The following is a 25,042-nucleotide window of genomic DNA, read 5'->3' as shown; positions in this document are numbered from 1 at the left end:
TACGCGGACGACCCTCCGCCTTGCGATGCACCGCACCAGACGCCGCGGGGCCCGCCCTCCGGGCGGACGGCGCTACTTTCGAAACACGCCCTAGCGGGCCTCGGCGGGCGCCGGTTCGGACACGTCCTCGGGCACGTCCTCGGGGCGCAGCAGGGCGGAACCGGCGGTCTCCCGCAGGGTCAGGGCGGCGACGAGACCGCCGACGGCGAACACCATCAGATACGGGCCGGGCACCAGGGTGCTGCCGGTCACGGAGATGAGCACGGTCATCAGGTACGGCACGGTGCCGGCGAACAGGGCGGCGGTGACGTTGTAGGCGATGGACAGACCGCTCTGACGGGTGCGGGTGGGGAAGGTCTCCGCCGACCACACCGCGTACGTGCCGAGGATGGCCGCCAGGATCACGCCGAGCAGCAGACCGGCGATCCAGGTCCCGGCGAGCCCGGTCCGCATCAGGAGGAAGGCCGGGGTGGAGACGACCAGCAGGGCCGCCGTCGCCCCGACGAACACCGGCTTGCGTCCCACCCGGTCGGACAGCAGGCCGAACAGCGGCACCAGCACCAGCCCCAGCAGCGAGATCACCGTGGACAGCAGTGCGGCGCCGTCGGCCGAGTGCCCCAGGTGGTCGGTCTCGTAGGTGACGAGGTAGGTCAGCACCGCGTAGAAGGGCACGTGCATGGCCGCCATCAGGCCCGCCGCCTGGAGCAGCTGCCGCTTGTGGGAGCGCAGCAGCTCCCGCGCGGGGCTGCGCGGGACGGAGTCGTTGGCCTCGAGCATCCGGTACTCCGGGGTGTCCTCGATCTTGTTGCGGATGACGAAGCCGATGACGCCCAGCGGCGCGGAGACGAGGAAGGGGATGCGCCAGCCCCAGGAGGTCAGCTGGTGGTCGTCGAGTCCCGTGGACAGCAGCAGGAAGACGAACGAGCCGGCGAGGAAGCCGAGCAGGGAGCCGACCTCCAGCCAGCTCACACCGAATCCGCGACGGCGCCGGGGGGCGCTCTCGGCGAGGAAGCTCGCCGCGCTGCCGAACTCGCCGCCCGCGGCGAAGCCCTGGATCAGGCGCAGGACCACCAGGAGCACCGGGGCGGCGATCCCGATCGACGCGTAACCGGGCAGCAGACCGATCGTCAGGGTCGCGCCGGACATCATGAAGATGACCAGCGACAGGGTGCGCTTGCGGCCGATCCGGTCGCCGAGCGGTCCGAACACCAGGGCACCGATCGGCCGAATGCCGAACGACACGGCGAACACACCGAACACGGCGAGCAGTCCGGTCGTGCTGTTCTCGGCCGGGAAGAACACGGTCGCGACGGTACTGGCCAGATAGGCGTAGGCCGCCCAGTCGAACCAGTGCACGAACACGCCGACGGCTCCCGCGGCGACGCTCCTGCGCAGTGCGGCCGCGTCGGTGGCCACCGCGACTTCGGTCGTCGTGGCGCCGCTGTTACAGGTGCGCATACGCGCCTCCTTGTGGGGATGGGTGGAGAAGCCGGAGCTGTGCCGGTGTCCGTGCCCTCAGAGCGCGGGCAGGCCGGTCAGGGAGGCGGGGCTGGTGAGCTCGTCGAGTTCCGCCTCGGTCAGCAGCTCGCGCTCGCGTATGAGGTCGAGCGCGGGCCTGCCGGTGTGGTGCGCCTCCAGCGCGAGGGCGCAGGCGGTCTCGTAGCCGAGTGCGGGGCTGAGCGCGGTGACCAGTCCGGTGGAGGCGGCGACGGTCTCCGCGAGCCGGTTCCGGTTGGCGGTGATGCCCCGCACGACACGCCGAGCGTCGCGGGAAGGCGGTCCGGGGCGAGCAGACCGAGCGGGTCGCGGGCGAAGGTCACCGCACCGGCCGCCACGCCGAGGGCATCGGCGCGGCGCCGGATGACCGCGGGCCGCCGCCGGTGGCCGCGGTGGACCCCGCCGGACCGGCCGATGGCGACCACTGCCGGACCGGATCCGGGCGGAACGTCTCCCAGGGGCTTCCGCAGCACGCGGCCGGTCCGCGCGGCCACGGTCGCGGCCGTCCCCGTCACGCCGCCGCTCCCCCGGTCGGCGCGCTGCGGTCCACGCCGGTCCAGGCCAGCGCGATCGCTCCGTCGAGCAGGGCCCGCTGCGCCGTTCCGCCCACGCAGTACGCGGCGAACTCGTGCTGGTGGTTGGTGGCGGGCAGGGATCCGATGCCGATGTAGGGGTGGATGGCCGGCACCACCTGCGAGACGTTGCCCATGTCGGTGGAGGCGCGGTTCATCCGCGCGGCCTGGCCGGGCGGCGCGAACTCCCGTCCCAGGGCGAGGGCGTTCGCACGGTAGTGCCCGAGGGCGGTCTCGTCCGTACGGAACTCCGCGTACGGCTTGCTCTCCGGCTCGATCTCCAGCTCGCAGCCGGTCGCGAGGGCACCGGCCTCGAAGGCCCGCATGACCCGTGGCTCCAGCTCCGCCAGTTCGGCGAGCGTCTCCGCCCGCACGTACCAACGGCCGGTCGACCGCTCCGGGATGGCGTTCGGGGCGTCCCCGGCGTGGGTCACCACACCGTGCACCCTGGCCGAGGCCGGCAGTTGCTGGCGCAGCAGGCCGATCGCGACCTGGGCCACGGTGAAGGCGTCGGCCGCGTTGACCCCGGCCTCCGGATAGGCCGCGGCGTGCGCGGACTTCCCGGTGTAGGAGATCCTGGAGTGGCTGACCGCGAACGGGCGGGCCTCGGCGACGTCGACCGGCGCCGGGTGCACCATCATCGCGAGGTCCACTCCGGCGAAGGCGCCCCGGTCGAGCATCTCGATCTTGCCGCCGCCGCCTTCCTCGGCCGGGGTTCCGTAGACCTCGACGGTGAGGCCGGCGTCGTCGGCGACGGCGGCCAGGCCGAGCGCGGCCCCCACCGAACCCGCCGCGATGAGGTTGTGCCCGCACGCGTGGCCGAGCCCCGGCAGCGCGTCGTACTCGGCGCACAGCGCGATCCGGACGGGCCCGCCCCCGAACCGGGCGAGGAACGCCGTCTCCAGGCCCAGGTAGGACGAGGTGACGTCGAATCCGGCGCGGTCCAGCAGTTCCGGTACGGCGGCGGCGGCCCGGTGTTCCTCCCAGGCGGTCTCCGGGTCGGCGTGCAGCCGCTCGGAGAGGCCGATCAGCTCCTCGGCCCGACGGTCGACCGCCTGGCGGGCCGCCTCTTTCAGCGCGCTCATCACAGGTCGCCCGGGACGCCGTACGAAGGAGCGGAGGCGGGGTCGAGTCCGCGCCGCACGTAGTCGTCCCGCTGCGGCAGCCAGACGTCGAGGAGTTCGCCGAGCCGGTCCACGGGGTCCTCGGCCCAGTCCACCCGCAGGTCGGTCACCCGCCAGTCCACGTCCGCGACGACCGCCAGGCCCGCGGAGTGCACCGGCCCCTCCTCGCCGCCGGCCGCGACGGCGGCCTTCAGGGCGGTGAGCAGACGCTCCTCGATCTCCCCGGTGGCCGTGGCGTAGGCGTCGAGGAGAACGCCGGGGATGTGCTCGCCGGACAGCATGTTGCCGGCCGCCACCGCGCCGTCCGCGGTGGCCGAGGCGTGCCTGCCGAGCGTCCGCGAGCCGCTGTGGGCGAACCCGGCGCCGGAGCGGCCCAGCACGGTCAACTGCCGGTACTCGATGGACTTCGCGTTCCGCGCCGCTCCGATGACGTCGGCCAGGGCGCGTTCCGCGTCGCCGTGGTCCGCCAGCCCGTCCAGCAGGCTCGTGCCGAGTGTGGGGTCGGTGACGTTCTGCGAAGCCGCCGCGCCGACCCCGGGCCGCAGATGGACGACCCGGGCGGCGACCGCCGGACTCGACGAGCTGGCCGCGATGCCGAACCGCTCACCGTCGCGCACCACCAGGGAGAAGGTCATGCCCGCTCCTCCCCGGGGATCACGGCGATCGCGTCGATCTCGCACAGCCACTCCGGGCGGGCGAGGGCGGAGACCACCAGTCCGGTGGAGATGGGGTGCACGCCCTTGGTCCAGCGGCCCACGGTGCGGTACACCGCCTCGCGGTAGCGCGGGTCGATCAGGTAGATGGTCAGCTTGACCAGGTGCTCCATCCGGCTGCCCGCTTCTTCGAGCAACGTCTTGATGTTGGCCATGGCTCGCTCGGCCTGGGCCTCGGCGTCGCCGATGCCCACGGACTCGCTGGTGCCGAGGTCCTGGCCGATCTGGCCCCGGACGTACACCGTGTTGCCTGCGACGACGGCCTGGCAGAGGTCGTTGTCGAGGTTCTGCTCGGGATAGGTGTCACGCGTGTTGAACGGGCGGATCCGGGTGTGCCCGCCGGCGACGATCGGGGCCTGCGCCTGGCGGCCCCCGCTCGGGGAGGTCATCGTCTACTCCTCAGTTCTTCAGGGTCGCCGGCGCTGCGCCGGGCCGGTCGGTGGTGCCGTACGCGAGGTAGCCCCGCTGGATCGTGATGTGATCGGCGACGTACCTGGCGTCGTGCCATACGCCCCAGATGAAGCTCGAGCCGCGGCGGGACAGCCAGGGCAGGCCCAGGAAGTAGACGCCGGGCTCGCAGGACACTCCTCGTCGCTGGTCCGGCCGACCGTTCTCGTCGAACGCGTCGACCTCGAGCCAGCCGTAGTCGGTGGCGAAGCCCGTCGCCCAGACGATCGAGGTGACGCCGGCCTCGGCCAGGTCGAGTTCCAGGAGCGGACTGGTCACGCAGTCCGGGTCCGGCCCGAGGACGTGGGCCTCCGGCTCCTCGGGGAGGTCGAGCCCATTGCGCTCGACGTACTCGTCGGCATCCCGGAGGAACGCGAGGTACTTGGCGTCGCCGAGCGCGATGCTCGCGGCGAGGTCCGGCGCGAAGCGCAGTACGCCGTCGTCGTAGGACGCGGTCAGGCCGACGAGCTCGATGCCGGCGCCGGCCAGGGCACGGAAGTCCACGGTGTGGCCGCCGTGAGCGCCGCTGACCGCGATGGTGACGTGTTCGGCACCTCGGGGAGGGGTCTCCGCGTCCCAGATCCCGAGCACACCGAGCCACCAGCAGAAGTCACGTCCGCGGTACTCGCGGGGAGGACGGTCGTGCGGACCGACGGAGAGGACGACCCGGCGACCGGACCGGCGCAGCTCGTCGGCGATCTGGACCCCCGAGGAGCCGGCCCCGACCACGAGGACCGCGCCCTCGGGCAGTTGCTCCGGGTTGCGGTACCCGCTGGAGTGGATCTGCACGGGGACGGCGCCGTCCGGGACGATGGGCGGGATCACGGGCCGCTGGAACGGTCCGGTCGCGGCCACGACGAAGCGCGCGTCGATGGAACCCTCCGACGTCTCGACCCGGAAGCCGGGCCGACCGGCGTGCTTCCGCACCGAGGTCACCTCGACACCGCACCGGATCGGGGCACCGATCTTCTCGGCGTAGGTGACGAAGTAGTCCGCGACCTGCTCCTTCGAGGCGAAGGCGTCGGGGCCGACGTCGGAGAACTCCAGCCCGGGGAACCGGTCGTGCCACGCGGGCCCGTTCGCGACCAGGGAGTCCCACCGCTCCGAGCGCCACCGCTCGGCGATCCGGTGCCGCTCCAGGACGATGTGCGGTACGCCGTGGGCGCCCAGGTGCTCGCTCATCGCGACGCCTGCCTGGCCCGCCCCGACGACGACTACTTCAGTCTCTTCACTCGGCATGTCAGCCTCCCCTCAGGCGGTAGTCCATCCCGGTGTCGCGTCGACTGTGCTACCGCTCGAGACATCCTGGGGCGCCTCTGGAGACCTGTCGAACAGATGTTTCCGCTTTAGGTGATCTGATTTTTGGATTCAGACGGGGCACAGGGCGACGGGGTTGTCGGCGCGCAGTCAGATCGAGGGACGCGACGCCGGGCGTGTCGTCAGCGGCGGACGGTTACCTTTGGGGTCGGCGCCGGCGATCCCCTGCCGCGCCCGCCCCCAAGGAAGGAAACTCTTCGATGGTCGATGAGCCGATCCTGGTGCTTGCGGCAACGGGAGGACAGGGCAGGGCGGTGACCGACGCGCTGCTGGACCGCCGGGCCCGGGTCCGCGCACTGGTGCGCGACCCCGCGCGGAAGGCGGCGCGGGAACTGGCCGACCAGGGTGTCGAAGTGACGGCGGGATCCCTGAGCGATCGCGGGTCGCTCGCCGCCGCGATGACCGGGGTGGCCGGGGTCTTCGCGTTCACCACCCCCTTCGAGGCCGGCCTGGAGGCGGAGGTGGAGCAGGGACGGGCGATCCTGACCGCTGCCCAGGAGACGGGTGTGCCGCATCTCGTGTTCAGCTCGGTCGCCGGTGCCGACCAGAGGAGCGGGGTACCGCATTTCGACAGCAAGGCACGCATCGAGGCCGAGCTGGCCTCCGGCGATGTGCCCCATACGATTCTGGGGCCGACGTATTTCTTCGACAACGCACTCGGCGGAGCGGAGCGCGTCCTCAGCGGCGTTCTCGACCTGCCGCTGCCACCCGATCGGCCGCTGCAACAGCTTGCCCGCCCCGACCTGGGCGCGTTCGCTGCGGAAGTGCTGCTGAACCCTGCCCCCTACGTCGGGCAGCGCATTGAACTGGCCGGCGATGCGCCCACTCCCGTTCAGATGGCGGCCGCGCTGGGCGCGGCGCTGGGACGGGAGGTCCGCCATGAGCAAGTGCCTTTGACGGCGGTCACCAACCCGGACATGCATGCGATGTGGACGTTTCTGAACGGACCCGGCTACCGCGTCGACATCCCCGCACTGCATGCCGCGCACCCGGAGATCCACTGGACCAGCTTCGCCGACTGGGCGCACCGCACGTTCGCGACGGCCCGCTGAAGCAGCCGCGCCGATACCGTCACCACCCGCGCCGATGTCTCACGAGAGCCGGACCCGCCAGGCCAGTACGCCGCCGGCACCCTGGAGGAAGACAAGGTGTGAAGGCGGGAGAGGAGGCGTGATGCGAACCAGCGACGAGATCTACAACCGGATCCGCTGGGACCCGCGGTTCGACCCGGCCCGGTTCGTGCTGGGGATCAGCCGGCGCGGGGACGGCCTCGAACGCATCCCGCTGCCCTCCTTCGTGCCCGGGGGCGACATCCCGTGGCACCGGGTGGTGCTCATCGAGGCGGACGGCGAGGTGGTCTGGGACCGGGCCACGGGCATGGACCGCATCGACGCCTCGGGCGCCGGCCGGGTGCGGGACCCGGAAGCGGGCCTGAGCCGCGACACGAGCTCCGGCAGGGGCGAGCCCGACGGCGTCCTCGACGTGTCGCCGACGGCCCGCACGGCGGTGGCCTGGATCCCGCCCGCGGAGCTGTGGCCGCCGATCCAGGACATCCGCCGGGATTACGATCCGCAGATCCACCGTTGGCCGCCGCACGTCAATGTGCTCTTCGGCTTCGTGCCGGAGTCCGACTTCGAGCGGGCCGCCCCGCTGCTCGCCGCGGCGACGGCCGGGACGCCGGTCTTCACCGCCCGGCTGGACGGGGTGCGCACCTTCCGGCACAGGGCGTACTTCACCGTGTGGCTCGACCCGACGGCAGCCGGCGAGGCGCCGTGGGCGGACCTGCACCGCGCACTGCAGGAGCGGTTCCCGCGCTGCAGTGGGCCCGCCAAGAACTTCACCCCACATCTGTCCCTGGGCCGCACCCGGGATCCGCGGCGAGTCACCGCCGACTGCGCCACCCGGCTCGACGCCATGACGGCGACAGTCTGGGAACTCGTCCTGCTCTCACGCAGGGGCGACGGTCCGATGCGGCCACGGGCCACGGTCGCCCTGCGAACGGGCGAGCTCCGCCGGCTGCCCGCGCCCGGCCCCGAAGCGCCGGGCCCGGAGGACACGGCATGGCTCTCCGCGATCACCGACAGGTGAGGCCATGGCGGGCTGGGGCAACGATCACGCAGGTCGCCGACCGGCTCAAGTTCACCGCCCGCGACCGGCACGGACGCGCCCTGCGCGGAGCCATCGTCGACCTGGTGGCCCGCCGGGAGATCAAGCCGAGGACGAAGGAGCCCGCCGATCACGGTCCTCCCAGGCGAGCTTCGGGGTGCCGCTGCCGGCCCAGATCACCTTGCGGGCGCTGTCCGTGGCCGGCTGCCCGGCGTCGAGCGTCCACATGAGGGGCCCGAGCAGCAGGACGGCGGGAGCCCCTCATGCCCGGGGCAGCGGTGTCAGCACCAGCCGTTGATCGGTCCGTTGACCCCGCTCCACATATAGGCGTCACTGATCCATGTGCCGTCGGACAGCTTGTTCCACAGGCTCGTGGTGCCGTAGCGGCCTGTGTGCGAGGTTCCGTTGGCGGAGCAGGACACGGTCACGGTCGCCCCGTCGGCCACCGATCCCGCTATGCCGTAACCGGTGCCTGGTCCCGAGCGCCTGTTGACCGAGCCCCCTCCGTTGGCGTCGACGATGCCCTGGTTGAAGCCGAGCACCCCGTAGTTGTAGAGGGTGCCGCCGGCACCGACCCAGTAGCTGCCGTGCAGGGCGCCGCCCTGGTACGCGGCACCGCCGTTGTAGAGGACCCACTTGCCGATGCCGTGGCCGGCGATCCCGATGTAGGCGCCGTCCTGCCGCAACGCGAAGTGCACGTGGCGGCCGTACGCGGCGCCTCCGCAGGTGACGTCCGTACCCGTGTACCCGAGGTAGTCACCGGTGTTGACCCAGCCGCCGTTGGTGTTGATGTTGCTCCACAGGTGGTAGTAGTCGGTGGCGTACCCGCGGTCGTGGATCACCCGGATCCAGCCCGTGCACATGGTGTAGGCGTTGCCCTGCCGGGCCGCGCGCACGACCTCGTCGCCACCGGCGAGGTCGATCGAGCTCCACGGCGACTCGTAGCCGCCCCAGCCATGAGGGCCGCTGGTCAGGACGGTGTTGGCACCTATGGTCGTGGGGAGCGCCATGCCCGTCCGGTAGTCGCCGCCCGCGGACAGGAGGCCGACCTCGCCTTCGGACTCGGTCTCACCGGACGGCTTGGAGAGGTTCCGGGTCTTGCGGACGTCCGCCGGGCCGCGGACGTCGCCCTTCTCGAGGGCGTCCCTCTGCTTGCCGTCCTGCTGGGCGAACAGGGCCTTCTCTCGCGCTCCGACGACCGGGGAGCGCCGGGAGATGTCGGCGAACCGCTCCTCGCCCTCGAGGGCCGCACGCCACTCGCCGTCCTGGCGCTCGGCGACGAACAGCCAGCCCTGCGGCATCCGTTCCGAGCCCTTCTCGGTGGCCATCACGGCGGTGCCGAACGCCCACCGGCCCGACTTCCGGACGACCCTGACGATGGGCCGGTCCTCGCGGGCCGCGGCGGCTCCCATGGCCTTCTCGGCACGCGCCCGCAGCCGCTCGGTGACCGCGGCCTTCGGATCCGCGGAGGCCACCGCTGCGGTCTCGGAACGGGTACCGGAGCCGTCGGCGGCGACGGCCGGGAAGGCGGGCGACAGTGCGGCGGCGGCCAGCAGCAGAACGCCCGCGACCCTGCTTCGACAAACGCGTGGATCACTTCGTCGGAACATCCATCTCCTTCGAGACCTGCGCTCCGGAAGCCACCGAAGCGCGCGTGGTTGAATGTACGCCGTCAAGCCTCTCGCGTTGCGATGCCGACTGTCAGCACCCCCGGCGAACCTCGCAGGTACTGCCCTCTCGCATGGCCCTGCCACTTTCCTGGGCACACGCGGACAGTTGGGAAACACCGGACTTGCAGGGTGGGACAGGGGTGGGCCGGCCGCCGCCGTTGTCCACGGCCGGCCGGTGGATCAGGCGTCCGCGCCGGTGAACAGGTCGGCGTAGCGCCGGCGCAGTTCGGCCTTCTGCACCTTCCCCATCACATTGCGGGGCAGGGCGTCGACGACGCGCACCGCGCGCGGGTGCTTGAACCGGGCGAGGTCCTTGGCGACGAAGTCCAGCAGTTCCGCCTCTTGGGGCTGCTGGTCCGGGGCGGGTACGACGACGGCCACCACCGTCTCGCCGAAGTCCGGATGGGGGACGCCGATCACGGCGGACTCCCGCACCGTGGGGTGGGCGTCGAGAAGTTCCTCGATCTCCTTGGGGTAGATGTTGTAGCCCCCGGAGATCACGAGGTCCTTGCCCCGGCCGACGATGCACAGATAGCCGTCCTCGTCGATCCGGCCCAGGTCGCCGGTGATGAAGAAGCCGTCCTCGCGGAACTCCGCGGCGGTCTTCTCGGGCAACTGCCAGTAGCCGGTGAAGACGTTCGGGCCGCGGACCTCGATGCTGCCGACCTCGCCGTCGGGCAGCGGCCGGCCGGTCTTGCCGTCCACCACCCGGATCTCGGTCCCGGCGAGCGGCATGCCGACAGTGCCGGGCTTGCGCGGTCCGCCCGTGTACGGGTTGGTGGTGTTCATGCCGGTCTCGGTCATCCCGTAGCGCTCCAGGATGGCGTGGCCCGTGCGGGCCTCGAAGGCCTGGTGGTCGCTCGCGAGCAGCGGAGCCGAGCCGGAGACGAAAAGCCGCATCGATGCGCAGGCCCCGGGAGTGAGCCGGCTGTTCTTCAGCAGCCGGGTGTAGAAGGTGGGGACGCCCATGAGTACCGTGGCCCGGGGCAGCAGGTCGACGATCGTCTCGGCGTCGAACTTCGGCAGGTAGTACATGGAGGCGCCCGCCGTCAGGGTCATGTTCGCGGCGACGAAGAGCCCGTGGATGTGGAAGATCGGCAGGGCGTGGATCAGCCGGTCCTCGGCGGTGTACTGCCAGGCGTCCAGCAGCGCCCGGCAGTTGGAGGCGAGGTTGCCGTGGGAGAGCACGGCGCCCTTGGAACGCCCGGTGGTGCCGGACGTGTAGAGGATCGCCGCCGGGTCGTCGGCCGATGCGTCGAAGACGTCCTCGTGCCGGCCGTCGCCGTCGAGGAGGGTGCCGTCGCCGGCGGTGCCGAGGGTCTCGACGACGAGCCCTTGCTCCGCGCGGTGCGCGTGGTCGGCCAGGCGGTCGGGGGAACAGACGAGGACGCGGGGCTGAGCGTCGCCGATGAAGTACTCCATCTCCGCGCCGGTGTAGGCGGTGTTGAGCGGCAGGAAGACGCCGCCGATCTGCAGGGTCGCCAGGTACAGTGCGACGGCCTCGGGGGATTTCTCCACCTGCATGGCGATCCGGTCACCGGGGGTGACGCCGTCGGCGACGAGTCGGGCGGCGATCCGCTGCACGGTCTGCGCGGTCTCGCGGTAGGTGATCCTCCGCCCGTCGGGCAGTTCGAAGAGCGCCTTGTCCGGCCGTCGTTCCGCCTGCTGGATGAAGGACCGGTGGATGGTCGTGAAGGGCGCCATCGAGGGTGTTCCTCTCTCGTCGTCCGCGGTGGTGGACGTGTCTCGGGTGCGGGGATCCGTCGGGGCGTCGCGCAGGATCTGCTGCAGCGGCCCGCCGGCGGCCACGGTGCGGTGGCGGACGAAGTTCTCGTGCCGGCGCTCCAGCTGCTCCGGCTCGTAGCGGTAGTTGATCATCGCGCCGTAGGACTGTCGCCAGGCCTCCGGTGAGTTGTTCGCCGGCCAGTTCAGCCGCCAGGCGGTGGCCCCGTTGCCCAGGTGGAAGCGGGCGACCGGGTCGAGGGGGCGCCCGTCGTCGCGCCGTTCGACCGCGATGTACCGGGCCAGGGCGGGAAAGAGCCGGGGACGGATCTGCTCGACGTCCTCCGCGCTGAGGTCCGCCGGCTCCTCCACGGCGTCCAACTGCCGGACGAGCGGCCGTAGATCGGCGTCCCGCTCGGCCTGCTCGCCGAGCCAGCGCCGGAATCCGGGGATGGGCGAGAGCGTGACGAAGTGTGTGAGGTGCGGCAGCTGCTCCCCCACCTGTTCGATGACCTGCTTGATGAGGAAGCTGCCGAAGGAGACGCCGGCCAGGCCGTCCAGGGCGTTGTTGATCGAGTAGAGCGCTGCCGTATCCGCTCTGGAGGGGCTCAGTGCCGGGCCGTTCTCCAGCAAGGGGGCGATGCTGTCCGGCATGCCGCGCACCAGCGCGACCTCCACGAAGATCAGCGGCACGTTCGCGGTGGCCGGGTGGAAGAAGGCGTAGACACAGCGGTCCTCGGGCTGCAGACGGCGGCGGAGCTCGGCCCTGCCCGCCATCGGGTGGACCTTCTCGTACCGCAGCAGATGGTCGTGCAGCTCCTTCGGTGATTCCCAGGTGATCTCCTCCATGCGCAGGAAGCCGCGGTTGAACCAGGAGGTGAGCAGATGGTGGAAGTCATGGTCGAGGGACAGCAGCTCGGGGTGACGGCGCATCAGCCGACGCAGGTCCGCGCGCATCCGGACCAGGGCGAGCGTGGCGTCCGGTGCGTGGTTCATCCGGCGGAGCAGCTGCTGGCGGGCCGGCTCGACCACGTCGAAGAGCCGCACCAGCTCCTCCTCGCCCTGGGATCCGGAGTTCCTGGCGTCCTCCCACCGGTGGAAGGCGGTGCGGACCCGCTCGGCGTCGACGTCGTAGGTCTTGGTGACGTGGGTGAAGAAGGCGAGCCTTCCGGTGTCGTCGAGTTCGTCGTAGGCGGTCAGGGCCCGAGCCGCGACCGCGCGCATCGAGGCTTCGCCCACGTCGCTCATCAGGACTTCGCAGGCGGCGAGCAGCTGGTCCAGCGGGGGGTCGTGCGGTTCTCCGGCCGCAGGGTCGCCGCCGCGCCGTCGCCCGAGCGCCTGGAACAGCTCGGTCAGCAGCCAGCCGTCATGGCGTCCCATCGCCACTCCTTCCCCGTGCCTCTGGTTTCTTGCGCATTTCATATACGTGAAGGCGCCTGATGTATATAACAGCTCGCATGTGAGATGCGCCATCCCTTGGACAGGCCGGATAATGTGGGCTCGGAGGTGTCCATGGCCCGAGTCCCGGAATCCCAGCGCGTACGGGACGCGCTCGAGACGGCCGTCATCGACGGCCGCTACCGACCCGGTGAACGCCTGGATCCAGCACAGCTCGAGCGCGAGTTCGGATGCTCCCGCACGCCGATCCGAGAAGCCCTCCAGGCCCTGGAGCGCTCCGGGCTGGTGCGGATCCGCCCCAAACGCGGCACCTACGTCACCGAGTTGAGCATCTCGGAGCTGGCCGAACGCTTCGAGGTCATGGCCGAACTCGAGGGAATGGCGGCACGGCTCTCCGCCCGCCGCATCGAGCGGGAGTCACTGGACGAGCTCGAACGCGCCCTGCGGGAATGCGAGAAGCACGCGACGACCGGCGACGCCGACAGCTACTACTACGCCAATGCCTGGTTCCACGGCATCATCTACGACTCCTGCGGCAACGAGTACCTGAGGCAGCAGGCCCATGCGCTCAAGCGAGCCCTGCAGCCGTACCGCCGACTGCAGCTGCGCGTGCCGGATCGCATGCGGCGCTCGCTGGCCGAGCACCGCGGGATCGCCGACGCCATCGCCGGCGGCGACACCGAGACCGCGGAGAACGCCGCCCGCGACCACGTGCTCGTCCAGGTCAAGGAGTTCAGCCAGCTGGTGCGTACTTGGAGGCAGGTGACGGAGCCGACACCCGATGCCGGGTGAACCGCGAGCGGAGCCCACAGGATCCGATGCGGCGCATGGTGCTCCTCGCAGTGACAGGATCGGTGCTGTGGGCACCGAGACGGACTGGGCATACCGGGTGTTCGAGCCGCACGGCTCGGAGGGATGGCGCCCCTACGGCAGCGACCCCGAACGGTGGCGGGGCACGATCACCGCCGACGATTCGAGCGAGGGCCCCCAGTACGCCCTCTCCCTCGTCATCGCCGACCTGATGACCGAGTGGAAGGCGTGCGGCCTCCACCGGGCGAAGCACGTGCGGGTCTACCTCTGGCGCGACGAGGAGGGCGACCGGGAGGACGCCGACGCCATCGTGGAGGTCCGGCCGAGCATCCACGCTGAGTTACCGGCGAGCGACCGGATCACGCACCGGCGGGGTACCGGCCCGGGAGCGAGCGACAGATGGATCAACCGGCATGCGTGCCACCACGGGCGGCGCTCCACAGCGATCCGCGGTCACTCACGGTCGATCGGCGGCCGAACGCCAACCGGACGTCAGCAGGCAATCATGCAAGGTGGCCCAGGCTGACAGCCCTCGAACACCAGCGACACGATCACCGGGACCGCGTCCCAGCCACCACCCGCAACCCAGAGACACCACTGCTCACCTGCAGCGATGACCTTACGAGCCCCACGGGTCGCGGAACCCTCTCCGGCGACGCAGCCACCTCGGGGCGGTCGGCGCGCCGGTCAGGTCTCCATCACGGCGTCGCAGTCGGGGCAGACCGCGGTTGCGTACTCCGCGGGGTACCACGGTGCCTCAGAGTGCTCGGAGGGCTTCCAGCAGGTCGTCTCCATGGCGAAGGTGTCCTTGCCGCAGAGGGTTCGTGGTCCAGTCGTGTCGGGGGACCCTGGCGCGGCAGGCGCCGCGTGCACCCGGCGGACGAGCCATTCCTCACCACGCGGTGGGCGTGTGGCCACCGCCCTGTCGACCTCGTACACGACGACGATCTCGCCCATGCCCCTACCATAGGCGGCCGCACGGCCCGACCCGCCCGCAGCGGCCGGCCGGGCGGCCACACGGAGCCGGGCACCGGTGGGAGACGCTCACCACCGGAAGCGATTACATGTAATAACTACCGTGAAAACATTGTCCAACGGCTTCCCGGAGGTGACTCGTGCTGTAGAGTGTAACCACGCCGCCCATCGGAGCCAGGACCACACCCATGTCGCAGCCATCCGCACCATCCGCCCAGGTGACAGCCGCCGAGATCTCCCGCATCGCGGGCGTCACGCGCGCCACCGTCAGCAACTGGCGACGCCGGCACGACGACTTCCCCGCGCCCTCGGGCGGCACGGACAGCAGCCCGCTGTACGACCTGGAGGAGGTCCGCGCCTGGCTCGCCTCACGCGGACAGCACACGGCGGCCACACCCAGCGGGGAGCTGCGCACCACCCTGCGCCTCCGCGAGCGGCCCGGCGCCGGTGCGTCCGACCTGCTCCTGCTGGTGCTAGCGGCGGCCCGCCGCCCCGCCCACGACCTCACTGGTCTGCACGCGCTGTCCGACGCCGATCTGGTGAAGCAAGCGAACGACGCGGCGGCCGAGGTCGCGGACGTGGTGCCGGACACGGAGCCCGTCCAGTTCACCGATGCCGACACCGCGGTCCTGCGCGCCCTGCTGCTCTGCGTCCGCGACGAAAGCGCGCAGACGGCGCTGGGCGTACTGGCGGAGAGGGAGCTGGAGGACAGCGCCGCCAGCGGCGCCTACCGGACGCCGGCCCCGCTCGCCGACCTGCTGGCCCGCCTGATTCCGGGCTCTGTGGCCCGGGTTCTCGACCCCGCGTGTGGCAGCGGCACCTTGCTGTCGGCCGTCGCAGCGCGCGGCGCTCGCGAGCTGTACGGGCAGGACAGCCTTCCCGTCCAGGCACGGCGCACCGCGGTCGGCCTGACCCTGATGGCTGAGGAGGGTGTGGACGTCACCGTGCGCACGGGCGACAGCCTGCGCGCCGACGCCTTCCCGGACCTCACCGTCGACGCCGTGCTGTGCAACCCGCCCTATGGCGGCCGGGACTGGGGCCACGACGAGCTCGCCTACGACCCACGCTGGGCGTACGGTTTCCCGCCCCGCGCCGAGTCCGAACTGGCCTGGGTCCAGCACGCGCTGGCCCACCTCGAACCGGGCGGCCACGCCGCGCTGCTTCTTCCGCCGGCCACGGCGTCCCGCTCCTCCGGCCGTCGCATCCGCGCCGAGCTGATCCGCAGCGGCGCACTGCGGGCGGTGGCGGCCCTGCCGCCGGGGGCGGCGATTCCGCTGCACATCGGCCTGCAGGTGTGGGTGCTGCAGCGTCCGGAGCCGACCCGGCCGGCGTACCAGACGGTGCTCTTCATCGACACCGCGGGGGAGCCCACGGCTCCGGGGCGCGGCGGGAGCCGTGCCGGTGCGGTGGACTGGGCGCGGGTGACCGAGCAGATCGTCTCCGCGTGGACGGCGTACGCCGAGGACCCGGACGGGTTCGAGGCGCAGGCCGGTGTGGCGCGGGCGGTGAGCGTGGTCGACCTGCTCGACGAGGTGGTCGACGTGACCCCGGCCCGGCAGGTACGTGCATCCCAGGCGGATATGGAGCCGCGGCAGCTGGCCGACCAGGCCGTCGTGGCACGGGATGCGTTGACGGGTGCGGCGCGGTCGGTCGCGCTGTTGGCCGCCACGGAACTGTGGGACGCTGCGGGCGACAAGGCCCGCCAGTGGCGTTCGGCCACGGTGTCCGACCTGACCCGGGGCGGCGCGCTGAAGGTCCTGCGGACAGCCCCCGCGTCGCCGAGGCAGGCGGACGGCGAGGGTCATCCAGAGACGGGTGTGGCTAGCCGGCCTACCCTCACCGGCGACGACATCGCTCGCGGAAGCGGGCCGACGGGGCGGATCGAGGACGCACAGGCCGCCGAGCAGGCGCCGGAGATCGCTGTCGGCGACGTGCTGGTGCGTGGCCTGATCGGCGGCGGGGGGCCCGTCGCGCGGGTCGCTGGAGAGGACGAGGCGGGTGTGCTGCTCGGCCCGGGCGTGCACCTCTTCCGGCCCGACCCGGCGCGGCTCGACTCCTGGTTCCTCCACGGCTTCCTCGGTTCAGAGGCCAACCTGGCCGGCGCCTCCACCGGGAGCTCCACACTGCACCTCAGCCCGGGCCGGCTGCGCGTCCCACTGCTGCCGCTGGAGGAACAGCGGCGGTACGGGGAGGCGTTCCGGCACGTTGCCGCACTGCGCGAACAGGCTCGCAGGACAGAGGAGTTGGCCGAGGAGACGGCGCGACTCGTGGCCGACGGCCTCACGGGCGGGCAGCTGGTTCCTCGCAAACCCGAGACTCTTTGAACTCCCCCACTCATGATGCGGACGGACGAGGACCCCACCCTCCCGCCGCGCTCCACGTCATCCGTACGGTCCTGGAAGGGAAGCGGAAGAAGTCTTGAACAGCAGCAAGCACACGGAGTTGGCGAACCACGCGTGGTCCGTCGCCGACCTCCTGCGGGGGGACTACAAGCAGTCCGACTACGGCAAGGTCATCCTGCCGTTCACGGTGCTGCGGCGACTGGAGTGCGTGCTGGAACCGACCCGCGAGAAGGTCGCGGAGACCGTGACGAAGTTCGAGGGCCAGGACATCATCGCGGACAAGTTCCTCCGCAAGGCTTCCGGCCACGCCTTCTACAACACGTCCACGCTCACCCTGAAGAAGATCGCGGCGGACCCGCAGAACGCGGCGAAGAACCTCGCGGTGTACGTCGGGGCGTTCTCCGACAACGCCCGCGGCGTGCTGGACCGCTTCGAGTTCGCCCAGCAGATCAAGCGGCTGGACGGCGCGGGGCTGCTCTACCAGGTCATCGGCAAGTTCACCGACCTGGACCTGCGTCCCGAGGTCGTGCCCAACCACAACATGGGCTACATCTTCGAGGAGCTGATCCGCCGCTTCGCCGAGCAGTCCAACGAGACGGCCGGTGAGCACTTCACGCCACGTGAGGTCATCCAGCTCATGGTGCGGCTGCTCGTCGCCCCGGACGGCGACGCGCTGCAGCTTCCGGGCGCGGTGCGCACGGTCCTCGACCCGGCGTGCGGCACGGGCGGCATGCTCTCCGCGATGGACGACCTGATCACGGAGCTGAACCCGGACGCCACGGTGGAGGTGTACGGGCAGGAGCTCAACCCGGAGTCGTGGGCGATCTGCCGGTCCGACCTGATGATCAAGGGCCAGGACCCGGAGAACATCGCCTTCGGCAACTCCTTCTCCGACGACGGCCACAAGCGCAAGACCTTCGACTACATGCTGGCCAACCCGCCGTTCGGCGTGGAGTGGAAGAAGGTCAAGGACGAGGTCGAGACCGAGCACAAAGAGCTCGGCGAGGCCGGCCGCTTCGGCGCGGGCCTGCCGCGCATCAACGACGGCTCGCTGCTCTTCCTCCAGCACATGATCGACAAGATGAAGCCGGTCGACGTGGACGGCGGGGGCGGCTCGCGCCTCGCGATCGTCTTCAACGGCTCGCCGCTCTTCACTGGCGGGGCCGGCTCGGGCGAGTCGGAGATCCGCCGCTGGATCCTGGAGAACGACTGGCTCGAGGGCATCGTCGCCCTGCCGGACCAGCTCTTCTACAACACCGGCATCTCGACCTACTTCTGGATCCTGACCAACCGCAAGAGCCCGGACCACAAGGGCAAGGTCGTCCTGCTGGACGCCCGCGACCAGTGGCAGAAGATGCGCAAGTCTCTGGGTGACAAGCGCAAGGAGCTGGGCAAGGAGCACATCGCCACGGTGGTCAAGCTGTACGGCGAGGCCCTGGCGGTGGCGGGCGACCCGGAGCACCCGTTGCACGGCAAGGTGAAGGTCTTCTGCAACGAGGACTTCGGCTACCAGCGGATCACGGTGGAACGCCCGCTGAAGCTGCGGTTCGAGATCACGGAGGAGACACTGGCGGCGCTGGAGACGTCCAAGGCGATCCAGAAGTTTCCGCAGGCCCCGGCCCTGGCGGACGCCTTCAAGTCCCTGATGGGTGCGAGCTGGGCCACGAAGCAGGAGGCCTGGCTCGCCCTGAAGGACGCGGTGGTCCAGGCCGGCGGAACGTGGCCCACGGGGGCGCCGTTCAACAAGGCGCTGCGCGAGGTGATCGGCGTCCGGGACCCGAAGGGCGAGGTCCAGCTCGTCAAGGGCCAGCCCGAGCCGGACGCGGAGCTGCGGGGCTACGAGAACGTTCCGCTGGGCGAGAACGTCGAAGAGCATCTGGCACGGGAGGTCCACCCGCACGTGCCGGATGCGTGGATCGACCACAGCAAGACGAAGATTGGGTACGAGATTCCCTTCACGCGGCACTTCTATGTGTACGAGCCGCCGCGGCCGTTGGCAGAAATCGACGCGGAGCTGAAAGCGCTGGAAGCGGAGATCCAGGAACTCCTCACGGAGGTCACGGAATGAGCCACCCCCATTCTGCCCTGCCCTACGGCCCCACCCCACCTGAGTCTTGGAAGGTGATGCCGTTCAAGTATCTGGCGTCTCTCACCAACGGCTACGTGTTCAACTCCGACAAGCACGCGGATTCCGGAACGCCGATCATCCGGATCGAGAACCTGAACGGCTCCGAGAACTTCAATCACTCGACCCTGGTCCTCGATGACAAGTTCCGTGTCATGCCAGGGGATCTGCTGTTCTCCTGGTCCGGGAACCCGGGGACGTCCTTCGGACCCTTCAGGTGGCGCAGGCCGGGCGTCCACTATTTGAACCAGCACATCTTCAACGTGTCCGTAAGGGGCTGCGACCGGCATTGGCTGTATTGGTCGCTGAAGGCCGCAACGCATTGGATCGAGCGCGAGCTGACGAGCGGCATGATCGGCATGGTGCACGTCACGAAGGACGAACTCGGTAACGTCCCCATCCCGATCCCGCCCGTGGAGGTCCAGCACCGTGTCGCACGGTATCTCGACGCCGAGACCAAGCGCATTGATACGTTGATATGCCTGCGCGAACAGCAGAAGCGGCTATGGGGCGACCGCGCCCGCGCCTACCTATACGAGCGGCTCGCGAGCAGCTCGCCTCGGCCCGGCCGGAGCACGTACATCGACTGGCTGGGATATACCGACGATGACTGGAAGTCGGCCACTATCGGGCACATGGCCCGGTTCTTCATGGGCACTACGTTCCCGCACGCGTATCAGGGCCTGCGGAATGGGGACTACCCGTTCATCAAGGTCAGTGACTTCCAGTATGCCGACGAGATAGGGCGGATGGAGACCGCCGAGAACTGGATCTCGAAGAGCACAGAAAGGGAACTCAGGGCACAGATCGTGCCGGCTGGCGCAGTCCTTTACGCGCGCGTCGGCGCCGCCCTCCTGCTGAACCGCAGGCGTATCACCACGCGCACCTCGGTGATCGACGATAATGTCAGGGCCATTTCGTTCACCCACGGTGATCCCCGCTTCTGGGCGAGTGTACTGTCGCTCCTCGACATGGGGCAGTTGGTCAATCCCGGTCCAGTGCCGTCACTGAGCGAAGGACAGGTGGCCTCGGTACGTGTGCCGGTCCCTCCCGCGCACGAGCAGACCGCCATCGCCGATCGGATGGAGCACGACTCCCGGCACTGGAAGCGGTCGCAAGAGGTGCTCGACCAGCAGCTCGCCCTGCTCGCGGAGCGACGCCAGTCACTGATTACCGCCGCCGTAACCGGTCAGTTCGACGTATCCACCGCCAGCGGCCGCAACGTAACCGAAGGAGTCGCCGTATGAGCCCCGTGCACGAAGAGTCGTCCTTCGGGTCTGCCATCGTCGCCGCCCTCTGCGAGCGCGGCTGGCGGGAGGCGAACCCGGAGGATTACCAGGCCGACCTCGGCCTCGACACCAACGAGCTGTTCACCTTCATCGGCGCAACCCAACCCGACGAGTGGGACGAGCTCCTCACCGTCTATGGCGGCAACCCCAACGAGGCGCAGCGCGGTTTCGCTCAGCGCCTCGACCGGGCCATCGCCGATGACGGGCTGCTCCACGTCCTCCGCAACGGCGTCAAGGATCGCGGAGTTCGGCTTCGCGTCGCCTACTTCAAGCCCAACCTCATCTCCGCCGACTCCGTTCTCGACGGCTATCGGGCCAACCGCCTCACCGTCGTCCGAGAGCTCCCCTACGCCACCAAGCAGGCCGACTGGGGCCACCGTCTCGACCTGACCCTGTTCCTCAACGGCATCCCCGTCGCCACCGCCGAGCTGAAGAACCCGCTCACCGGTCAGGGCGTCGAGCAGGCCAAGGAGCAGTACCGGACCGACCGGGACCCGACCGAGCTGATCTTCACGCGTCGCGTGATCGCCAACTTCGCCGTCGACCCGGACCTGGTCTTCGTCACCACCCAGCTGCGCGGAAAGAGCACCCGGTTCCTGCCGTTCAACACCGGTTCGAACGGTCCCGGTCAGCCCGGCGGGGCCAGCAACCCGGCGCCCACGGCTCACGGCAAGTACGCCACGTCCTACCTCTGGGAAGAGGTCTGGCAGCGAGACAACTGGCTCGACCTCCTCCAACGTTTCGTGCACCAGCAGAAGCACAAGACGCCCGGCGGCGGCACCACCAAGTCGACGATCTTCCCCCGCTTCCACCAGTGGGACGTGGTCCGCAAGCTCACCGCGCACGCGTCCGTGCACGGCGCCGGCCAGAACTACCTGGTCATGGCCTCCGCCGGCTCCGGCAAGTCGAACACCATCGGCTGGCTGGCCCACCGCCTCAGCGACCTGCACGCCCGTCGCGATCCGCACGTCCTCCGGCCCGACGCCCTCGCCGACGGCCGCATCAAGCCCGGCGAGCCCGTCTTCGACAAGGTCATCGTCATCACCGACCGCCGCGCCCTGGACGCCCAGCTCTCGGCGACCGTCGGCAGCTTCTCGCAGACCGACGGCCTGGTCGTGAAGATCGACGAGAAGCACGGGGCGAAGAGCGAGCAGCTGGCCCGCGCCCTCTCCCGGGACACCGGGAAGATCGTCACGGTCACCCTGCACTCGTTCCCGGCTCTGCTGGACTACATCAAGCGCAACCCGACCGAGATCAAGGGCACCCGCTTCGCGATCATCGTCGACGAGGCGCACTCCTCCCAGTCCGGTGACGCGGCCACCGCCGTGAAGTCCGCCCTGCGCGACCTCGGCCTGGACGCCGACTCGGACGACGAGGGCGCGACCACGGTCACCGTGGACGACAAGCTGAAGGCAAAGGCGGTCGAGCGCTCCCGCGCCGCCAACCTCTCCTACTTCGCCTTCACCGCGACCCCCAAGTCCAAGACGCTCGAGCTCTTCGGCACGGAAGGCGTAGAGAACGGCAAGACCGTCTACCGCCCCTTCCACACCTACTCCATGCGCCAGGCCATCGAAGAGGGCTTCATCCTCGACCCCCTGCGCAACTACGTCACCTACAACACCTACTGGAAGCTCGCGAACCTCAACCGCGACGAGAAGGAGGTCGACCCCTCCAAGGCCAACAGCCTGCTCGCCCGGTTCGCGCTCATGCACGAGCACACGGTGTCCCAGCACGCCCAGGTGATCGTGGAGCACTTCGTCGCCCACACCCGCGGCCGGCTCGGCGGACGTGCCAAGGCCATGGTGGTCACGTCGTCCCGCCACTCCGCCGTGCAGATGGCCCGCGCCGTCCGCAGCTACATCGCCGACCGTGACTACGACACGAAGTACCCGGACCTCGGCGTGCTGGTCGCCTTCTCCGGCTCCCTCACCATCGACGGCGAGGAGACCACCGAGAGCAAGGAGAACGGCGGTCTGTCGGAGAGCGCACTGCCGAAGGCGTTCGGCTATACCCGCGCCGACGACAAGGCCGCGAAGGCCGGCGGCAAGGGACAGCAGGAGTACCGGATCCTCGTCGTCGCCGAGAAGTACCAGACCGGCTTCGACCAGCCGCTCCTCACGACGATGTACGTCAACAAGACGCTGACCGGCATCGCCGCCGTGCAGACGCTCTCGCGCCTCAACCGCACCGCCGACCGCAAGTCGCAGGCCGACCTGGCCGTCCTGGACTTCGTCAACGAGGCCGAGGACATCCAGGACGCCTTCCGCCCGTACTTCGAGGAGGCGCACACCCTGCCCTCCGACCCGAACCTCCTGTACACGGCTCAGAGCCGCGTCATGTCCGCGCCGATCATCTCGGAGCAGGACATGGACGCGTTCGTCGCCGCGTACTTCGAGGCGCAGGAGAAGGCCGGCGGCTCCCAGGCCAAGTGGGAGAAGCTGCACGCCGAGTTGTACCGGCTCCTCTCCCCCGCCGTCACCCGCTTCGGCACCCTCCTGAAGAGCGAGGAGGAGGACGACGTCGAGGCCGCCGAGGAGTTCCGGGCCAACCTCAACGACTACGTCCGCAAGTACGGCTTCCTCGCACAGATCGTCCCCTACCAGGACGCCGACCTGGAGCGGCTGTACCTGTACGGGCGTTATCTGCTCAACCGGCTGCCCCGTCTCGCGGACGGCGGAGTCGACATAGGCGAGGTCGACCTCAGCCACCTGCGCGTCGAGAAGACCGGCGAGCACGACAAGTCCCTGCTTCCCGAAGGCGCTGCGGAACTCAAGGGGTTCGGCGATGGGGTCGGCGGCGGGAAGGACTCCGAGAAGTCGCTGCTGTCCGAGCTGATCGAGAAGTTCAACGCGAAGTTCGGCACGGAGTTCACCGAGGAGGACGTCCTCCCGGCCTTCAACGCGACGAAGAAGGACCCGAAGGTCCGGGCCGCCGCCCTCGTCAACGACGAGGAGAACTTCGGCGTCGTCTTCGACAAGAAGTTCGAGGAGAACATGATGGACCATGTCTCCACGATCGACACGCTCGGCAAGCGGTACTTCGGGACGGACCGGGACTTCAAGTCCAACCTGGACCGCAGTGCGCGCCGCGCGGCCTGGCGGATGATCCGCCGCGAGGAGGGGCTGGACGACTTCTGAGAGCGGCTGGGGCATCGGCACCCACTCGGTGCCGGTGCCCCAGGACGCGTCTACCTGCCTCAGCCGCGCGCGGCCTGCTCCACGAACTCGGCCCAGGCCTTCGGCCCGAGCGACAGGACGGGCCCGGCAGAGTCTTTCGAGTCCCGGACCAGCACAGCGTTGGGAGCGGCAGCGACCTCGACGCACTGGCCACCCTCGGCTCCGCTGTAGCTGCTCTTGAACCAGGCGAGTCCGGCCCTTGAAGATGCGTTCTCTGCCGTCTTCATAGCTCCCTCAGCAACTCCTCGATGAATTCCAGGCTCTGCTGCGGAGTAAGAGCCTGGCTTCTGATGATCCCATAGCGGGCAGCGGCCAGAGCCGTCTCGTCGTTGTCCGTCACCAGGGTGCTGCGTCCCTGCACCTCCGCATAGACCACCTGCTCTCCACCTTTGCGTCTGACCACTGTGAAGGGTCCATCGATCCCTGCGTTGTCCTCGCGGTCCAGTGGCATCACTTGGATCTCTACGTTCCGCCGACGGCCGACGAGCAGGAGATGCTCAAGCTGTCCTCGCAGCACCACCTTGCCGCCCAGAGGCTTACGCAGTACTGACTCCTCCATCACCATGCTGAGCAACGGAGCCGGCCAGCGGTTGAAGATTTCCTGCCGATCCAGCCGAGCGGATACACGCAGTTCCATGGTTGCCTCGTCCAGCAATGGCCGACGCATGGCCAGCACTGCCCGCATGTACTCTTCGGTCTGCAAGAGGCCATTGATCACCACCGTGTCGTAGGCACACAGCTCCACGGCTTCGGACTCAAGTTGAGCCATGTCCCGGAAGAAGGCCGGATACCGCGCCCGACCGACCTCCCCCTTCATGGCCACCAACAAACCGCCCGCGTCCAGTTCTTCGTCCGCCTGCTCGATGAACCGAGGCTGCGGAACCCGCCGCCCCTGCTCGTACGAGGCGATGGTGTCCGCCGAGTATCCGACCCGCTTGCCGAGTTCGGCCCGTTCCATGCCCGCCCGTGTCCGCAGCAGCTTCAACTGCCGCCCGAACGCGCCGATCAGCCCCTTGGCGGATTCCTCCTCGGTGCGCCGTTGCCCCGGCACCTCGGCGTCGCCGCCACTCCCACCGTCGTCCAACACCGCACACCCCACTTCCCGCTCACGCGGCCGTACCGTCCCGTACACGGTGAGCGCCCGCGGGTACTCCCCACCGCGTCCGCGCGTCACCCCTGGTCACGCTATGCCACGGCCCGAGACGCTGCGTACGTGAATCGCACAGAACAACCCGCACCGGCGACCCCCGTCCACTCCTGCTTCACCCTCCGCTTCAGCTCGACGCCCCGAGGCGCGCGCCTGGCCCGTCGGCTCTGCGCCGTACGGCTCGACTCCTGGGGCGTGCCGTACGGCAGCGACGCCCACGATGTGCTGAGCCTGCTCGTCTCCGAGCTCGCCACCAACGCCGTCACCCACGGCCATGTGACCGGCCGCGACTTCCGCGTCCACCTCCTCGCCCTCTCTGCGCCCGCCGCCCAATCCCTCACCGTCCGCGTGGAGGTCACCGACACGCGGGGCGACAAACTCCCCGCGCACGCTCCCTCTTCTGCCCCCGGCCCCGCCCGTACCGGCGGACGCGGTCTGCTCCTGGTCGAGGCCCTCGCCGATCGCTGGGGCTGCGAACCCCGCCCGGACGGCCCCGGCAAGACGGTCTGGGCCGAGTACACGGTGGCGCGATACGGCCCGTCCGCCGCGCCCTCGTAGGACCCGGCTGGACGCACAGATCGTTTCCCGGGGAAACTGGCCGCGACGGGGCTC

At 70.0% G+C, this 25,042-nt stretch carries 20 protein-coding genes; 9 read left to right on the top strand and 11 right to left on the bottom strand.

Annotation, left to right across the window (positions count from 1 at the left end; translation table 11 throughout):
* Nucleotides 1–90 precede the first annotated feature (90 nt).
* The 6 genes from ACFY4A_RS20670 to ACFY4A_RS20645 all read right to left on the bottom strand — a co-directional run bounded on the left by ACFY4A_RS20670 (nt 91) and on the right by ACFY4A_RS20645 (nt 5,592).
* Nucleotides 91–1,458, bottom strand: coding sequence for an MFS transporter (locus ACFY4A_RS20670; protein ID WP_390830821.1), 1,368 nt, complete (start codon nt 1,456–1,458; stop codon nt 91–93).
* Between the two features lie 57 nt (nt 1,459–1,515).
* Nucleotides 1,516–1,752 carry a hypothetical protein gene (locus tag ACFY4A_RS20665; RefSeq protein WP_390830820.1) on the bottom strand — a complete coding sequence of 79 codons (237 nt, stop codon included), beginning with the start codon at nt 1,750–1,752 and terminating at the stop codon, nt 1,516–1,518.
* Between the two features lie 256 nt (nt 1,753–2,008).
* Nucleotides 2,009–3,154, bottom strand: coding sequence for a M20 family metallopeptidase (locus ACFY4A_RS20660; RefSeq protein WP_390830819.1), 1,146 nt, complete (start codon nt 3,152–3,154; stop codon nt 2,009–2,011).
* Nucleotides 3,154–3,828 carry a DUF1028 domain-containing protein gene (locus ACFY4A_RS20655; RefSeq protein WP_390830818.1) on the bottom strand — a complete coding sequence of 225 codons (675 nt, stop codon included), beginning with the start codon at nt 3,826–3,828 and terminating at the stop codon, nt 3,154–3,156. The genes ACFY4A_RS20660 and ACFY4A_RS20655 overlap by 1 nt, the downstream gene beginning before the upstream one ends.
* Nucleotides 3,825–4,295 carry a RidA family protein gene (locus tag ACFY4A_RS20650; RefSeq protein ID WP_390830817.1) on the bottom strand — a complete coding sequence of 157 codons (471 nt, stop codon included), beginning with the start codon at nt 4,293–4,295 and terminating at the stop codon, nt 3,825–3,827. Before ACFY4A_RS20650 ends, ACFY4A_RS20655 begins: the two co-directional genes overlap by 4 nt.
* 10 nt (nt 4,296–4,305) lie before the next feature.
* Nucleotides 4,306–5,592, bottom strand: coding sequence for a flavin-containing monooxygenase (locus ACFY4A_RS20645; protein WP_390830816.1), 1,287 nt, complete (start codon nt 5,590–5,592; stop codon nt 4,306–4,308).
* 278 nt (nt 5,593–5,870) lie between these two features.
* On the opposite strand from ACFY4A_RS20645, the gene ACFY4A_RS20640 reads away from it, so the two are divergent.
* Both ACFY4A_RS20640 and ACFY4A_RS20635 read left to right on the top strand, forming a co-directional pair.
* Nucleotides 5,871–6,722: an NmrA/HSCARG family protein gene (locus ACFY4A_RS20640; RefSeq protein WP_390830815.1), complete on the top strand. Its 852-nt coding sequence runs from the start codon at nt 5,871–5,873 to the stop codon at nt 6,720–6,722.
* A gap of 121 nt (nt 6,723–6,843) precedes the next feature.
* The gene (locus ACFY4A_RS20635) at nt 6,844–7,758 is read left to right on the top strand and encodes an RNA repair domain-containing protein (RefSeq protein ID WP_390830814.1); all 915 of its coding nucleotides are present in this window, start codon (nt 6,844–6,846) and stop codon (nt 7,756–7,758) included.
* A 299-nt stretch (nt 7,759–8,057) separates the two neighbouring features.
* On the opposite strand, the gene ACFY4A_RS20630 is transcribed toward ACFY4A_RS20635, so the two are convergent.
* Together ACFY4A_RS20630 and ACFY4A_RS20625 are read right to left on the bottom strand one after the other, a co-directional pair.
* Nucleotides 8,058–9,386, bottom strand: a complete 1,329-nt coding sequence (locus ACFY4A_RS20630) for a peptidoglycan DD-metalloendopeptidase family protein (RefSeq protein WP_390830813.1) — start codon at nt 9,384–9,386, stop codon at nt 8,058–8,060.
* Nucleotides 9,387–9,626: 240 nt separating this feature from the next.
* Nucleotides 9,627–12,548 (bottom strand): AMP-binding protein, encoded by a 2,922-nt coding sequence (locus ACFY4A_RS20625; protein ID WP_390830812.1) that lies wholly within the window; start codon nt 12,546–12,548, stop codon nt 9,627–9,629.
* A gap of 132 nt (nt 12,549–12,680) precedes the next feature.
* Between ACFY4A_RS20625 and ACFY4A_RS20620 the strand changes: the two genes are divergently transcribed.
* Nucleotides 12,681–13,358, top strand: coding sequence for a GntR family transcriptional regulator (locus ACFY4A_RS20620; protein ID WP_390830811.1), 678 nt, complete (start codon nt 12,681–12,683; stop codon nt 13,356–13,358).
* A gap of 67 nt (nt 13,359–13,425) precedes the next feature.
* Nucleotides 13,426–13,902, top strand: coding sequence for a hypothetical protein (locus ACFY4A_RS20615; RefSeq protein WP_390830810.1), 477 nt, complete (start codon nt 13,426–13,428; stop codon nt 13,900–13,902).
* A gap of 161 nt (nt 13,903–14,063) precedes the next feature.
* Here ACFY4A_RS20615 and ACFY4A_RS20610 read toward each other — a convergent pair whose 3' ends face one another.
* Nucleotides 14,064–14,333, bottom strand: a complete 270-nt coding sequence (locus ACFY4A_RS20610) for a hypothetical protein (protein WP_390830809.1) — start codon at nt 14,331–14,333, stop codon at nt 14,064–14,066.
* 206 nt (nt 14,334–14,539) lie between these two features.
* Here ACFY4A_RS20610 and ACFY4A_RS20605 point away from each other — a divergent pair, with 206 nt between their 5' ends.
* The 4 genes from ACFY4A_RS20605 (at nt 14,540) to ACFY4A_RS20590 (ending at nt 23,244) form a co-directional block, all read left to right on the top strand.
* The gene (locus tag ACFY4A_RS20605) at nt 14,540–16,675 is read left to right on the top strand and encodes an N-6 DNA methylase (RefSeq protein ID WP_390830808.1); all 2,136 of its coding nucleotides are present in this window, start codon (nt 14,540–14,542) and stop codon (nt 16,673–16,675) included.
* Between the two features lie 94 nt (nt 16,676–16,769).
* A complete protein-coding gene (locus tag ACFY4A_RS20600) occupies nt 16,770–18,761 on the top strand; it encodes an N-6 DNA methylase (RefSeq protein WP_390830807.1) in 1,992 nt (663 codons plus the stop codon).
* Nucleotides 18,758–20,065: a restriction endonuclease subunit S gene (locus ACFY4A_RS20595; RefSeq protein WP_390830806.1), complete on the top strand. Its 1,308-nt coding sequence runs from the start codon at nt 18,758–18,760 to the stop codon at nt 20,063–20,065. Before ACFY4A_RS20600 ends, ACFY4A_RS20595 begins: the two co-directional genes overlap by 4 nt.
* The gene (locus ACFY4A_RS20590; RefSeq protein ID WP_390830805.1) at nt 20,062–23,244 is read left to right on the top strand and encodes a type I restriction endonuclease subunit R; all 3,183 of its coding nucleotides are present in this window, start codon (nt 20,062–20,064) and stop codon (nt 23,242–23,244) included. The genes ACFY4A_RS20595 and ACFY4A_RS20590 overlap by 4 nt, the downstream gene beginning before the upstream one ends.
* Nucleotides 23,245–23,303: 59 nt before the next feature.
* On the opposite strand, the gene ACFY4A_RS20585 is transcribed toward ACFY4A_RS20590, so the two are convergent.
* Together ACFY4A_RS20585 and ACFY4A_RS20580 are read right to left on the bottom strand one after the other, a co-directional pair.
* Complete coding sequence (locus tag ACFY4A_RS20585) at nt 23,304–23,510, bottom strand: DUF397 domain-containing protein (protein ID WP_390830804.1); 207 nt, start codon at nt 23,508–23,510, stop codon at nt 23,304–23,306.
* Entirely contained in the window at nt 23,507–24,334 is an 828-nt protein-coding gene (locus ACFY4A_RS20580) for a helix-turn-helix domain-containing protein (protein WP_390830827.1), read from the bottom strand. The genes ACFY4A_RS20585 and ACFY4A_RS20580 overlap by 4 nt, the downstream gene beginning before the upstream one ends.
* 162 nt (nt 24,335–24,496) lie before the next feature.
* Here ACFY4A_RS20580 and ACFY4A_RS20575 point away from each other — a divergent pair, with 162 nt between their 5' ends.
* Nucleotides 24,497–24,988, top strand: a complete 492-nt coding sequence (locus ACFY4A_RS20575; RefSeq protein WP_390830803.1) for an ATP-binding protein — start codon at nt 24,497–24,499, stop codon at nt 24,986–24,988.
* The last annotated feature ends 54 nt before the right edge of the window (nt 24,989–25,042 follow it).

The sequence above is a fragment of the Streptomyces sp. NPDC001292 genome, assembly GCF_042896465.1.
GTDB lineage: Bacteria > Actinomycetota > Actinomycetes > Streptomycetales > Streptomycetaceae > Streptomyces.
The sequence above is the reverse complement of the archived record's forward strand: the minus strand, read 5'-3'. Positions and strand labels throughout refer to the sequence as shown.